General features: G+C 57.3%; 13 protein-coding genes and 1 tRNA gene. 10 read left to right on the plus strand and 4 right to left on the minus strand.

Features of this window, described 5'->3' with window-relative positions; all coding sequences use genetic code 11:
• Positions 1-28 precede the first annotated feature (28 nt).
• The 3 genes from ACYQ0G_RS13750 to ACYQ0G_RS13760 all read right to left on the minus strand — a co-directional run bounded on the left by ACYQ0G_RS13750 (position 29) and on the right by ACYQ0G_RS13760 (position 3,984).
• Entirely contained in the window at positions 29-1,351 is a 1,323-nt protein-coding gene (locus ACYQ0G_RS13750; protein ID WP_460103669.1) for an alkaline phosphatase PhoX, read from the minus strand.
• Between the two features lie 140 nt (positions 1,352-1,491).
• Positions 1,492-3,705, minus strand: a complete 2,214-nt coding sequence (locus ACYQ0G_RS13755) for a S8 family serine peptidase (RefSeq protein ID WP_460103672.1) — start codon at positions 3,703-3,705, stop codon at positions 1,492-1,494.
• Positions 3,706-3,910: 205 nt separating this feature from the next.
• Positions 3,911-3,984, minus strand: a tRNA-Gly gene (locus ACYQ0G_RS13760).
• Positions 3,985-4,101: 117 nt separating this feature from the next.
• Between ACYQ0G_RS13760 and ACYQ0G_RS13765 the strand changes: the two genes are divergently transcribed.
• The 10 genes from ACYQ0G_RS13765 (at position 4,102) to mmsB (ending at position 13,147) form a co-directional block, all read left to right on the plus strand.
• Positions 4,102-5,175 (plus strand): PLP-dependent cysteine synthase family protein, encoded by a 1,074-nt coding sequence (locus ACYQ0G_RS13765; RefSeq protein ID WP_460103675.1) that lies wholly within the window; start codon positions 4,102-4,104, stop codon positions 5,173-5,175.
• Positions 5,176-5,204: 29 nt separating this feature from the next.
• The gene (locus ACYQ0G_RS13770) at positions 5,205-6,419 is read left to right on the plus strand and encodes a DUF819 family protein (RefSeq protein WP_460103678.1); all 1,215 of its coding nucleotides are present in this window, start codon (positions 5,205-5,207) and stop codon (positions 6,417-6,419) included.
• A 100-nt stretch (positions 6,420-6,519) separates the two neighbouring features.
• On the plus strand, positions 6,520-8,016 hold the full coding sequence (locus ACYQ0G_RS13775) for a CoA-acylating methylmalonate-semialdehyde dehydrogenase (protein ID WP_460103680.1): 1,497 nt from the start codon (positions 6,520-6,522) through the stop codon (positions 8,014-8,016).
• A gap of 130 nt (positions 8,017-8,146) precedes the next feature.
• Positions 8,147-8,530 (plus strand): hypothetical protein, encoded by a 384-nt coding sequence (locus ACYQ0G_RS13780; protein WP_460103682.1) that lies wholly within the window; start codon positions 8,147-8,149, stop codon positions 8,528-8,530.
• 10 nt (positions 8,531-8,540) lie between these two features.
• Positions 8,541-8,828 carry an I78 family peptidase inhibitor gene (locus ACYQ0G_RS13785; RefSeq protein ID WP_460103685.1) on the plus strand — a complete coding sequence of 96 codons (288 nt, stop codon included), beginning with the start codon at positions 8,541-8,543 and terminating at the stop codon, positions 8,826-8,828.
• Positions 8,819-9,211 (plus strand): RidA family protein, encoded by a 393-nt coding sequence (locus ACYQ0G_RS13790; protein ID WP_460103688.1) that lies wholly within the window; start codon positions 8,819-8,821, stop codon positions 9,209-9,211. Before ACYQ0G_RS13785 ends, ACYQ0G_RS13790 begins: the two co-directional genes overlap by 10 nt.
• Positions 9,212-9,262: 51 nt before the next feature.
• Positions 9,263-10,408: an acyl-CoA dehydrogenase family protein gene (locus ACYQ0G_RS13795; protein ID WP_460103691.1), complete on the plus strand. Its 1,146-nt coding sequence runs from the start codon at positions 9,263-9,265 to the stop codon at positions 10,406-10,408.
• An 8-nt stretch (positions 10,409-10,416) separates the two neighbouring features.
• Positions 10,417-11,463, plus strand: coding sequence for an enoyl-CoA hydratase/isomerase family protein (locus tag ACYQ0G_RS13800; protein ID WP_460103772.1), 1,047 nt, complete (start codon positions 10,417-10,419; stop codon positions 11,461-11,463).
• Positions 11,460-12,242 (plus strand): enoyl-CoA hydratase-related protein, encoded by a 783-nt coding sequence (locus ACYQ0G_RS13805; protein WP_460103693.1) that lies wholly within the window; start codon positions 11,460-11,462, stop codon positions 12,240-12,242. Before ACYQ0G_RS13800 ends, ACYQ0G_RS13805 begins: the two co-directional genes overlap by 4 nt.
• Before the next feature lie 38 nt (positions 12,243-12,280).
• Positions 12,281-13,147: a 3-hydroxyisobutyrate dehydrogenase gene (gene mmsB, locus ACYQ0G_RS13810; RefSeq protein ID WP_460103696.1), complete on the plus strand. Its 867-nt coding sequence runs from the start codon at positions 12,281-12,283 to the stop codon at positions 13,145-13,147.
• Here the strand turns inward: mmsB and ACYQ0G_RS13815 are convergent.
• Positions 13,134-13,859: an Nmad3 family putative nucleotide modification protein gene (locus ACYQ0G_RS13815; RefSeq protein ID WP_460103699.1), complete on the minus strand. Its 726-nt coding sequence runs from the start codon at positions 13,857-13,859 to the stop codon at positions 13,134-13,136. The genes mmsB and ACYQ0G_RS13815 overlap by 14 nt on opposite strands.
• Positions 13,860-13,865 lie beyond the last annotated feature (6 nt).

Here is a 13,865-nt window from a genome sequence, read left to right on the forward strand (position 1 = left end):
TTGTGTGATCGGTTTTGGCGATTACCGATCAAGCGACCCACGGACCGGTAATCGCGACGGTCCGAGTAGGCGCATAGGCATTGACGAAGAACCATTTGCCGTCTGGAGAGAAGCAACCCCCTGCCAGCTCAGTCTGCAGACGGAGGCGACCAAATACGTAAGGATCGCCGCCCGGGGTAAGTCCGATAAGCCGGTTGTCGACGACATCGGTGTATTGATCTTCGCATACGATAAGGTGGCCGTTGGGGCCTACGGTGAGATTGTCACCGAAGTTGAACTGCTCCTTGTTCTCGCTCTCGAAGAATAGTTCAACCTCGTCAGCCCCGCGGTTTCTTCCGGGCACAAGCTTGAAAATCTGGCCAAGTTTGGCAGCCCCCCCACTGGTCGAACAGACATAGAGTTCGTCCAGACCCATATGAATGCCTTCACCGCGAGCGATAATAGCCGCACCTTTTGCAATGGCACGTGTCCGCAGATCGTCCTGCGGCGCATCCACCTCTTCAAGCGGAAACCATTCGACCTGGTAGCGATGGCCTACGGGCATGACAGCGTCATCCCAGTTGCGAGTGTCGGACAGACCCACGATCCGCATTGCCTGAAGCTGCCCCCCCTTTTGAAGCTCACCCGGGACCTTCGGCGCGAAACGATACAGGACTGAATCGTTGCGATCTTCAGTCAAGTAAACAAGACCGGTTGCCGGATCGACACAGGCCGCTTCGTGGTTGAACCGCCCCATGGCCTTGAGGGGAACCGGATCGACAAGTCCGTCTGCAGCAGCAGGCACCTCGAACACCCAGCCATGGTCCTGACCAAGCTTGTCCGCGCCGAGATGCTTCTGCTCCGTTACGAACTCTTCGCAGGTGAGCCAGCTACCCCATGGAGTGATACCTCCCGAGCAATTACGGATCGTCCCGCCGAGAGAGCGGAATTCACGCTTCTTCTGAAGAGTGTCTGCATCGAGAACGATTGTGGTAGTACCGCCCGGCAGGACGCCTTTGCCCGCAATCTTATCGAACCCTTTGCCAATCGATCCCCCCGACCCGTCGCTGGGCACGAGTTCATGATTGCGAATGAGTGCAATTTCCCCTCCCGCCAGCGGCAAGCAGCCCATGCCGTCGGCTTTGTCTGGCACCGTGCCGCCATCGTCCATATTGTCGCCGAGGCTGGAGATAAGCCGATAGGTGAACCCTTCAGGCAAATCGAGCAGCCCCTTCGGGTCAGGCACCAGCGGACCATATCCGGCAAAAGATGATGGCATTGCGCCCCGCGTCATGCAGCCACTGAGCGATAGCGCGGCAAAAGCGCTCGCGGTAGCGGAAAGGAACTGGCGGCGGTGCAATTCTGCGGTCACGAATATCTCCATCGGTGCGTATCGCGGCGCCATGCGATAGCAAAGCGACAGCTGAATGACAGCGGCAATCGATATATCGTAAAGAGGGTATCCAAACAGCTTTGGCAGCGCGAAGCCGCAAGACGGCACCGCCAACCCGCCTAGTTTAACCTCTTCCTATAGGTAGCAAGCGCACGGACGTCCCGGCCGGTTGCGTCGGTAGCCGCTCCAAAGCGAAACACGCTATCTGTCTCGGCCCGCTCATAGCCGATCGTGAGACGCGGTTTTATCCGACCATTCATATCGATCGACCGCTGTTCGAATAGAAGGCTGCGGGTTTCGAGATCATAGTCTGATCCGACCGTTACCGTACCCTTAGCTGTCAACGCGACCAAAGGTTGTGCAAGGCCAAGGCTCAGGGCGCCGCCAAAGGCATACCTGCTCGCGATGAGACCAAATCGGCCGCTTGTGATCGTATCTGCATCGGTCAGGAGCATGTCGTCCGCTAGTTTGAGCCGGGTTGCACCGACGCTCGCATACCCCTCCAGCGTCCATCGGTCGATTTTGACAGCCTTACTGGCTTCAACAAACAGCGTATCCGCGCCGTCTCCAAAGCGCATCGCACCCGCCCCTACGGGTGTTCCGAAGACCGAGCCCTTTTCGCTGATCACCCCGAGCTTGAGATTGGAACTGCCAAGGTCCAGGCCGGTGGTCGCACCTAGTACGCTCACGCCTCGCTGGCCCCCTCCGTAGACACGCAGGCTCACTTTCTTGTCGAGCAGCGCGCGACTGACCCCAATATTTGTCTGTGCCAATTGTGAATATGCAAACATTGCATCCGACGTGGGGGCAAAGCCGAGTACGTCATCCATCACATTGTCCGTCGAGTTATAGCCCGCGGTAACCACTGTCCGCGCATCGACGCGCAGGCCCATTTCAGCAACGGTCAATTGATTTTGAAGGATATCGCCGCCTCTCTCGTCGCGATATCTTGTGGGTAACGCCGTGTACCCCAACGTCGCGCTCAATCGGGGCGTGGAAAAACCAGTTGCTCCTCCATTTGTCTGAGCGTCGATCCGTCGGCTAAGCCAGCGTTGTTCCGCGCTATCTGCGCTAACCACCATGCCGGACAGATCGCCGGAATAGTCTCGTCCATAGGAATCGAGAAGGGTAATGTCGGAATAGGCTGCGCCTAGAGAAGCCGGCCCCCACGGATCCAGCGCTCCGCCGACGACGGCTACCGAACTTGCGACGGACGTTACTTGCCGACCATTGGAAAGCACGGGATTGATTGGCTCGAGAGCCGCGCGAGCATCGATAAGGCCCCGCCCGTAAATAGCATCCGTACCGGCATCTCCAATGTCCCTAGCCGTGTTCAAGATGATGTTCCCGGCATCTTGTCCGCTAAGCTGGGGCCATTTCGAAAGAACCATTGCCGCTAATGCGCTTACCTGCGGTGCGGCAGAGCTCGTCCCCGCAAAGTAAACTGCTTCACCGTCCACATTCATGGTCACGTTCTGTCCTACAGCCGCGACGCACCGGTCCATCGCAACGCCGCAGCGGTCCGAATAGGACGATATGAAATAATCGCGCTCATCGGCATCGATTGCCACGACGAAGATCTGCGCATTCGCCGTTTCATCCGTGAGATCGCGAAAATTACTCACGCTATCCTTGCCGCTGTTTCCGGCAGATCTCACGATAAGGCCACCAGTTTCCCCGTAGCGGAGAATGCGATCGAGTTGATATGGCTTGCCACCTTCATCGTTGGAGGACAGCGACATATTAAGTATGGGGATTTTCTTCTCGGCAGCCCAATCATAGACGTTTGAGCCGAGCAACATCGTCTCTTCGCCATCCGAGATAGAATCGATCCGAAGTGAAGCTATTTTCGCCCCCGGGGCCAGACCTTGCGTGCCTCGCGCATCGTTCTTGCCGGCGATAATAGCAGCGACCGGGGTCCCGTGCGTCGAATTTTCGTCTCCCGTTTCACCGCTCGGGCGAAGCGGTTCGCGACTAGATCCGTCCACGCGGACCCCGAAATCCTTGCTCAGATCATGATCGATCTGGCCAACGAGCTCGCCGACCTCGTTCACGCCGTCGTCAACCACGCCAACGACTACGCCGGCACCGTCCCATCCGCTTTCCAACGCGTAGAGAGCATTGATAAGCTCGGCTGCAACAAAGTTCTGTCGATATTCGCTATCGTCCTGCGATGATCGCTGGGGCTGCTGCGACTCCGGAGTAATGACATACCCTGCAGGAGGCTTAGGTACAGGCGACGGCGTGGGGGTAGGAGCCGGGGCTGGTCCTGGAGGAGCACTCGGCGCTGGAGACGGAGCCGGACTGGAAGCTGGCGGTGGCGTACTCTTCACTGAACTGCCGCCTCCGCAAGCAGTCAATGCGCAAGCCGCCACTCCTGCCATTAGCGCAGGAAAAAACCGAAAATTTGAAACTTTATAGAGCAATCTGCTGACCCCAGAATCCTGCGACTTCTATATTGTAGCAGGTAACTCTTTCGATCTGCTTATTAGGGATTGCTGTTTTCCTACAGCTTAGCACGCCGTACTTCGAGAAGGTTGGAGCGGGTGAAGGGAATCGAACCCTCGTCGTCAGCTTGGGAAGCTGCTGCTCTACCATTGAGCTACACCCGCGAGGCCGATGGGCGGGTGGCATAGGTGACATATGCTGGTCAATACAATCTGCGACTGCTGTCGGAAAACAACGCTACTAGGGTTTCAAACCTGCATTGGAACACTAGAAGGCGCGGCATGGAAAACAAGCGCGACTGGCTTAACTGGGCGATCGGCAGGATCGAAGCGGACTTCAACCGTTCGGCGGACACGCATCTGATACCGCTCCCGGTTCCAGCCCTTCCCGACATTGCAATTTATCTGAAGGACGAATCCAGCCACCCGACGGGCAGCCTCAAGCACCGACTGGCGCGATCGCTGTTCCTGTATAGCCTGTGCAACGGTTGGATCGGGAAGAATACTGCAATCGTTGAAGCGTCAAGCGGATCGACCGCTGTTTCGGAAGCTTACTTTGCCCGCATGTTAGGCCTGCGTTTCATCGCTGTGGTACCGCGCTCGACCGCCAAAGCGAAGATCGATGCAATTACCTTTCAGGGCGGCGAATGCCATTTCGTCGACCGTCCGTCGGAAATTTACGACGCAGCGCAGTCGCTCGCCCACGAGTTGGGCGGTCATTATATTGACCAGTTCACCTATGCAGAACGTGCCACAGACTGGCGCAGCAACAACAATATTGCCGAATCGATCTTCGCCCAGATGGCCCAGGAACCCCACGCGGTACCGAGTTGGATCGTTTGCGGAGCCGGCACGGGTGGCACATCGGCCACCATCGGCCGCTATGCACGCTACAACCGGCACGAAACGCGGCTATGCGTTGCCGATCCCGAAGGCTCGGTCTTTCACCGGCATTGGTCGGATCGATCCGTCGACCGGATCGATCATTCGTCAGGCTGTATCGAGGGTATTGGCCGCCAACGGGTAGAGCCCAGCTTCCTGCCCGATGTAGTGGACCGGATGGAAATCGTGCCCGACGCATGCTCGATTGCAGCGGCGCATGAGGTCAGCAAAAGACTTGGACGCAGATGCGGGGGGTCGACCGGGACGAACGTTTGGGCCTGCGCCAAGATTGCAGCTGAAATGGCGGAACGGAGGATGGCGGGATCGATCGTCTCGATCCTGTGCGACGACGGAAGCCGCTATGCCGATACGATTTTCGATCAGGCATGGCTTGTAGAAAAAGGGATGGACATCCTACCCGAGCAAAAGAAGATCGCCCACTTTTTCGAGACCGGCACGTTCGCTGCCGCCTGAACCCGGGCATTGGAGAGAATTGAACAGCCATGATTAGCGACGACCGGATCATTCTCGGCCTGCTTGCAGCCTTGCTAGCATTCGTTTTCGCCACACGTGACAGACCGGGCTGGCAACGCTTCTACGTCTTCGTTCCCATCATTCTGGTTTGCTACCTCGTTCCTTCACTGTTCGTGACTTCGGGGCTGATAGATACGTCGGACAGCCAGCTCTGGCCGATCGCCAAGGATTATTTTCTCCCAGCCGCGCTATTTTTGATGACGCTCAGCATCGACATCAAGGGGATCATCGGCCTTGGCAGCAAGGCGATCATCATGTTTCTTACCGCTACTGTGGGGATCATAATCGGTGGCCCGCTGGCGCTATGGATCGTCGCTCAATTCGACCCGAGCGTGATCGGCACGGGTGATACCGCTGCATGGCGCGGGCTGGCGACACTGGCGGGCAGTTGGATCGGCGGCGGCGCCAACCAGACAGCGATGCTGGAGGTCTACGGTTATCCGTTGCAGAATTTTTCTGCGCTGCTGGCAGTAGACATCATCGTGGCCGAGATCTGGATGATCTTCCTGCTTTATGGTGCTGGCGCGACCGAACGCGTGGACCGCTGGCTCGGCGCTGATGCATCGGCGATCGAAAAGCTTCGCGACAATATGGCCAATTATTCCGACAGTATCGAGCGTGTGGCCAAGGCTAACGATTATGTAATGCTGTTCGGCGTCGCTTTTGCCGTCGTCGGCCTATCGCATCTGCTTGGCGGATGGATCGGCAATTTCTTTGCGGAGGTTCAAGGCGAAGACGCGACCTTGGCGAGCGAGTTCTTCTGGGTCGTCGTAATTTCCACTACCGCAGGTCTGCTTGCCAGTTTCACTCGGGCAAGAGAACTCGAAGGAGTTGGCGCCAGCAAGTTCGGCGTGTTGTTTATCTTCCTCCTTGTTGCAATCATCGGCACCCGTATGGACGTGACCAAGATCCTGGACGCCCCCGCATTCATGGCGATCGGTGCAATCTGGATGCTGTTCCACATTGTCCTGCTCTTGGTGGTCGCAAAAATCATCAAGGCACCGTTTTTCTTCGTCGCCGTTGGCAGCAAGGCCAATGTCGGGGGCGCGGCTTCGGCTCCGGTAGTTGCCGCTGCGTTTCATCCTGCTCTCGCCCCGGTTGGCGTGTTGCTGGCGGTTCTCGGCTATGCACTGGGTACCTACGGAGCAATTCTTTGCGCCCAGCTCATGGCCGGGGTGGGATAAAAGTCAGGCCAGCTTGACCGGCTAAGGTTTCATCTGAAACCGGTTGATTTAGGACCTCTCGCTTGCCAAGGCCGTTAGCAAGAAAAGAGAGGATTTTTCCATGCGTCAGGTCGACCATTTTCTAGCCGGCGGAACCACAGGCTCCGCCACCCGCACCCATCAGATATGGAACCCGTCGACGGGCGAAGTTCAGGCGGAAGTCCCGCTGGGCGACGCTGCGCTTCTGGAACAGGCCGTCGCCGCAGCGAAGAAGGTCCAGCCCGAGTGGGCAGCGACCAATCCGCAGCGCCGTGCGCGGGTCATGTTCGAATACAAGCGCCTCGTTGAGGCCAACAAGCAGGAGCTTGCCGAACTGCTTGCCAGCGAACACGGCAAGGTGGTTGACGATGCCCATGGCGACGTACAGCGCGGGCTAGAAGTGATCGAATTCGCCTGCGGTATCCCCCAGGTTCTGAAGGGTGAATACACGCAAGGAGCAGGCCCCGGTATCGATGTTTATTCCATGCGCCAGCCGCTTGGCATCGGCGCCGGCATCACCCCGTTCAACTTTCCGGCCATGATCCCGATGTGGATGTTCGGAATGGCAATTGCGACGGGAAATGCTTTCATACTCAAACCGTCCGAGCGTGATCCGAGCGTTCCTGTTCGCCTTGCCGAACTTTTCGTAGAAGCCGGTGCGCCAGAAGGGCTGTTGCAGGTCATTCATGGCGACAAGGAAATGGTCGACGCCATCCTCGATCACGAGGATATCGCAGCAGTCAGCTTCGTTGGTTCTTCCGACATCGCCCATTATGTTTACAAGCGCGGCGTTGCCGCGGGCAAGCGGGTTCAGGCAATGGGTGGCGCTAAAAATCACGGCATCGTAATGCCCGATGCCGATCTGGACCAAGTTGTGAACGACTTGTCCGGCGCCGCTTTCGGGTCCGCAGGCGAACGCTGCATGGCGCTTCCCGTCGTCGTCCCGGTCGGCGAAGACACGGCGGATCGCCTGCGCGAGAAGCTCATCCCGGCTATCAATAGCCTGAGGGTAGGTGTCAGCACCGATAAGGACGCCCATTACGGCCCCGTCGTTACGCCCGAGCATAAAACGCGTGTGGAAAGCTGGATCGATACCGCAGAGAAGGAAGGTGCAGAGGTCGTCATCGACGGTCGCGGCTTTAGCCTGCAGGGGCATGAAAAAGGCTTCTTTGTAGGACCGACGCTGCTTGATCGCGTCACCACAGACATGGTAAGTTACAAGGAAGAGATTTTCGGCCCTGTGCTCCAGATCGTCCGCGCGAAGGACTTCGAAGAGGCGGTCAAGCTGCCGAGCGAGCATCAGTACGGGAATGGCGTCGCGATCTTTACCCGCAATGGCCATGCAGCGCGGGAGTTTGCCCATCGCGTGAATGTAGGCATGGTTGGCATCAACGTGCCTATTCCGGTGCCAGTCAGCTACCACAGCTTTGGTGGATGGAAGCGGTCGGGCTTCGGCGACACCGACCAGTATGGCATGGAAGGCCTCAAATTCTGGACCAAGGCCAAGAAAGTAACGCAGCGCTGGCCGGATGGCGGCGGCGATGGATCGAATGCATTCGTTATTCCCACGATGGGATAGATCGGTGTGGCGGAGCATTAGAAGCTCTATGAGAACACACTCGCTTCTTTGCTCCGCCTTGCCATTCGCTCTCCTAACACTTGTAAGCTGTGCCGGCACAGATAACGGCGCTGAGCAGGAAGGCGATGTCATGATGCCGGTCGAACCCGATGGCGGGATCGGTGACGGCGCACAGCCTTTGTCCGAACTAGAGCAGTCTGCGATTCCGCGCGCTCTTCATGGGCGCTGGGGAATGGTCCCAGGCGACTGCTCCGACAGAAATGGCGATGCCAAGGGCTCGCTTGAAATCACCGACAACCAACTCCGCTTTTACGAATCGCGGGCAAACCTCGCTGAGGTCGAAAGACAGTCCGACGACAAAATCCATGCGACTTTCAATTTCGTCGGTGAAGGCCAGAGCTGGAAGAAAGAGATCGAGCTTCAGCTAAACGACAGCGGCACCCAATTACTGCGTACCGAATACGGTGAAGACGCTATGTCCGATCCGATCACTTATACCAAATGCCCCATTTAAGGAGACCCTAATGAAAACCCTAGCCTTATCACTTGCCATCCTTCCTCTCGCTGCTTGCGCCACTACTGATGGCGGGACGACTTCCCCGAGTGGCGGCATGTGTGATGCTGAAGGTCTTCAGACATACGTGGGGCAGAAAGCTGACGCGGATACCGGCGCGATGATCCTTCAAAAGAGTGGCGCCAAGACACTGCGGTGGGGCGCACCTGGTACCATGTGGACGATGGATTACCGCGAAGACCGCGTAAACGTGCGCTATGATGCCGCTATGACCATTACCGAAGTCAAATGCGGATGAAAGATCGGGGGCGGGTCTTCACAGGCTCGCCCTACGAAACGCAATTCGGTTTCGCCCGCGCCGTTCGCGATGGCAACCGGATCGTAATTTCAGGTACCGGACCGGTAGAGGACGATGGCTCTTCGACTTTGGGCAATGCAGCCACTCAAGCAGAGCGCTGTCTGGCCCTGATTGTGCGGGCGGTAGAGGATCTTGGCGGAACCGCTTCTCACATAGTGCGGACCCGTATGTTCCTGACCGATTTCGATGACCACGAAACGGTGGGTCAGGTCCATGCCCGCTTCTTTGGCGATGATCCGCCTGCCGCAACGATGGTAGGCTGCGCCTGGCTTTGCCGAAAGGAATGGAAAGTCGAAATCGAAGCGGAAGCAATCCTTTCGTGAAGCCTGGTCCCACCCTTCCCATGCGTATTAGACAGAGCTAGAGCCACGCCCATGACAGGACAATTCCAGCTTACCGAAGAGCAGCTTGCGATCCAAGAAATGGCGCAGCGCTTCACCGCCGACAACATTACGCCTAATGCTGGCGAATGGGATGAGAAATCGCATTTCCCGCGCGAAGTGATCAAGAGCACTGCCGAGCTTGGCTTTGGCGCGATATATGTCTCGGAAGAAAGCGGCGGCATCGGCCTCGGTCGGTTGGAAGCTGCGCTCATCATGGAAGCCATGGCCTATGGCTGCCCCACCACCAGCGCTTTTATTTCGATCCACAACATGGCCAGTTGGATGATCGATACCTTTGGCAGTCAAGAGGTGAAGGATCGGTACTTGCCCGATCTCGTGAGCATGGAAAAGATCGCGAGCTATTGCCTAACCGAACCGGGCAGCGGTTCAGACGCAGCGGGCCTGAAGACCAACGCCGTGCTGGACTGCGACCACTATGTCCTCAACGGAACCAAGCAGTTCATTTCCGGCGGCGGCGTAAATGATGTCTATGTGACAATGGTACGCACGGGAGAGCACAAAACCAAAGGCATCACTTGCCTGGTGATCGACAAGGACACGCCAGGCGTTTCCTTCGGCAAGCCGGAAAAGAAACTCGGCTGGAATGCTTCGCCCACCGCCCAAGTCATCTTCGAGGATGCCCGCGTACCCGTTGCCAATCGCGTAGGCGACGAAGGCGAAGGCTTCCGGTTCGCTATGATGGGCCTCGACGGCGGCCGCCTTAATATCGGTGCCTGCTCGCTTGGCGGGGCGCAGCGTTGCCTCGATGAGGCTGTGGCTTATACCAAGGACCGCAAGCAGTTCGACACCCCAATCGCCGACTTCCAGAACACCCAGTTCATGCTTGCCGACATGGCGACCGATCTCGAGGCAGCGCGCGCGCTTCTCTATCTCGCTGCCGCCAAGGTGACCGACAACGCGCCCGATAAATCGCGGTTCTCTGCTATGGCAAAGCGGCTCGCAACCGATAACGGAAGCAAGATTGTCAACGACGCGCTGCAACTGTTTGGCGGCTACGGCTATTTGAAGGAATATCCAATCGAGCGTTTCTGGCGCGACCTTCGTGTTCACTCGATCCTCGAAGGTACCAATCAGGTCATGCGTATGATCGTGGGCCGCGACCTTTTGCGACAGTGAGCATGATGATGACTGACGACCTTAATATCCATACGCACGACCGGATTGGCCATATTTCGCTCAACCGGCCAAAAGCGCTTCATGCGCTGACGCTCGACATGTGCCAAGCCATGAGCAAGGCGCTTATCGAGTGGGCCACTGACGACGCGATCGAAGCAGTCATTCTCGACCATGCTGAAGGTCGAGGTTTTTGCGCCGGGGGGGATATCAATCTGTTGCGCCATTCGGCGCTCAACGATGGTGGCAAAAGCGGCCGCGAATTCTTTCACGGCGAATACCAGCTCAACCACCAGATGATGACCTATGAAAAACCCATCGTGGCTTTTATGGACGGCATCACCATGGGTGGCGGCGTAGGTATTGCCCTGCCCTGCAAATATCGCGTGGCGACTGAAAATACTCGTTTTGCCATGCCTGAAAGCGGTATTGGCCTTTTCCCCGACGTAGGTGGCGGGTGGCATTTATCGCGACTTGGCGGAAGGCTCGGCCAGTTTCTTGCGCTGACAGGCGCGCGGCTCGACGGGGCGGAAACGCATTTCGCGGGCCTTACCACGCATTACCTTCCCGCCGAAAAGCTGGAGGAGGCGAAGGCCCGCATCATCGATAATCCGTCGCGCATCGGCGGCATCTTATCCGAACTCTCGATCAGTGCGCCCGACGCGCGGATTGAGGCAAACTGCGACCGGATAAACAAGCATTTCGGGTCAGATCGTTACGAAGACATTCTCGCCAGCCTAGACGCTGACGATAGTGATTGGGCGGCGAAGGAACTCGCAACGCTGCGTAGCAAGAGCCCGCAAACCTGCAAGGTAGCGCTACGCCAGTTGAATGAGAGCGCACAGCTCGACAGCTTTGCCGATAACATGGCGATGGAATATCGCATCGCTAGTCGCGTACTGACCCGTCCCGATTTTGCTGAAGGCGTACGCGCAGTCATCGTGGACAAGACGAACGATCCGAAATGGAATCCGGCGACGCCAGAGGGCGTAAGCAAGGAACTTCTCGATCAGATCTTCGCGCCGCTTCCCGCAGACGAAGAATGGAAACCGCTATGAGTTATGAAACCATCACCGTCGAACAGCGTGACGCTGTCACCCTGATCACCCTCAATCGGCCCAAAGCGCTCAACGCGCTCAACAGCAAAGTCCTTGAGGAGTTGATCGATGCGTTCGCCGCCTATCAGGCCGACGCCAGCCAGCTTTGTGCGGTCCTGACTGGCTCGGGTGAGAAGGCGTTTGCGGCGGGTGCTGACATCAAGGAAATGAGCGAGAAGGAATCCGCCGATTTCTATCTCGACGATTTCTTCGCCCCATGGACCAGCGAGATCGTAAAGAAGACCCGCAAGCCATGGATAGCAGCCGTCAACGGCTTTGCGCTGGGTGGTGGATGCGAGCTGGCCATGATGGCGGACTTCATCATAGCTAGTGAAAATGCCAAGTTCGGCCAGCCCGAGATCAAGCTCGGCGTTGCGCCTGGGATGGGCGGTTCGCAGCGTCTGACCAAGGCAGTCGGTAAGTCGAAAGCCATGGAAATGTGCCTGACAGGTCGGATGATGGACGCTGAAGAAGCCGAACGCAGCAATCTCGTCGCGCGTGTGGTTCCGCATGGCGATCTTCTCGACGAAGCGATGAAGAGCGCTACTCAAATTGCCTCAATGCCTCCTATGGCCGCGATCGCGAACAAGGAAATGGTCAACGCTGCGTTCGAGACCAGCCTCGATCAAGGGCTTATAATTGAACGTCGCATCTTCCAAATCCTTGCGGCGAGCGAGGACAAGAAAGAAGGCATGGCTGCGTTCGTTGAAAAGCGCGAAGGTAATTGGAAAGGCCGCTGAGCGACTTAGCCAAGCCAGAAGAAAATTCGGAGAGAGAAATGAAAATCGCCTTTATCGGCCTCGGCAACATGGGTGGCGGAATGGCCGCTAATCTCGCGAAAGCGGGGCACGAAGTAAATGCCTTCGATCTCTCCGAAGAAGCGCTCCAAACGGCAAGTGACAACGGCTGCAAAACGTTCACTGACGCAGGCGAAGCCGTGGCTGGTGTCCAAGGTGTTGTTACGATGCTTCCCAATGGCGGCATCGTGAAATCGGTTTACGAAAACAGCGTAATTGGAAAGGCTCCTGCAGGCGCGGTGCTGCTGGATTGCTCGACCATTGATGTTGCCACTGCCAAAGAAGTGATCGCGAAGACTGAGGCGGCCGGATACGACATGGTCGACGCTCCTGTCTCCGGCGGAATCGCGGCGGCCAACGGAGGCACACTCACCTTCATGGTAGGTGGCACCGAAAAGGCTTTCACGCGCGCGGAGGCAGTGCTTCAGGCGATGGGTAAGGCCGTGATCCATGCAGGAGATGCCGGCGCGGGACAGACAGCGAAGATCTGCAACAATATGCTGCTTGCGATTTCCATGATCGGCACAGCTGAAGCAATGAAGATGGCGGAGAAGCTCGGCCTCGATCCGCAGAAATTTTACGAGATTTCAAGCCAATCTTCTGGATACTGTTGGTCGCTCAACGCATACACACCCTTGCCCGGGATCGGGGTCGAAAGCCCGGCCGACAATGAATACAAGGGCGGTTTCGCGACGGCCCTGATGCTGAAGGACCTGCGTTTGGCGATGGACGCGGCTCAAGACGTCAACGCGACAACAGTGCTCGGGGCAAAAGCAGCTGAAATTTACGAAAAGCTTGCTGAGGAGTACGGCGGACTGGATTTCTCGTCGGTTATCAAAACCCTTTGAGCTCTGCGAGAATCCGCGCGAGCCATTCGCGTGGTTCCTTGCGGCGACCGATATTGGCCACGAACTCCTGCCCTCTGGCGACGCTCTTCAATCGCGGACCGCGAAGCCAGCGGTCTCTCCGGTCATGGTAGGACAATCCGCCCTTCTTCAGCCAAGGGGGTCGTTTCCATAACGAGGGTGGTCCTCCCGGTACCGTAAGCCTCAATGCCTCACTCGCAGTCTGAGCAACACCACCAGGCCCTGAATAAATGCAGTCGTTTTTGCCATGCATCAGTAGTGCATGGGGATGCTCTGTCTCTAATAGCCAGTTCGGCACCCCATCGGTGAGTTCGATGATCTCGGCTATCTCTAGCCATCCGTAGATCCGATGATGGGGCTCTCCGGTAGTCTCCTCATGGAACAAGCCAAAAAAGAGAAAGACGTCGCCGGCGTGGACCCTCTGGTTTCTGAGGTGAGTTTGGGCGGCGCCGACCTGCCCAAATAGGCAAGTCCCATTCTCGAGAAACATCGGGTCATGGTGGCAAAAATCGCCCGCCCCCAACGCACCCTTGCTCGCTTTCGCGGCATGGTCACCCAGCCCGAGATCACCATATGTTGTTCGCGACGCGACGCTGGCGGGAATTGGCAAGCTCAAGGGTCTGTCATCCGCGATGGGCGAAGGTCCTCCTCCGGATGCGCTGTCGAACCCCTTACGGCTGAAGATGATCTTCATGGCCGC

Source organism: Qipengyuania triglochinis, from assembly GCF_054655615.1.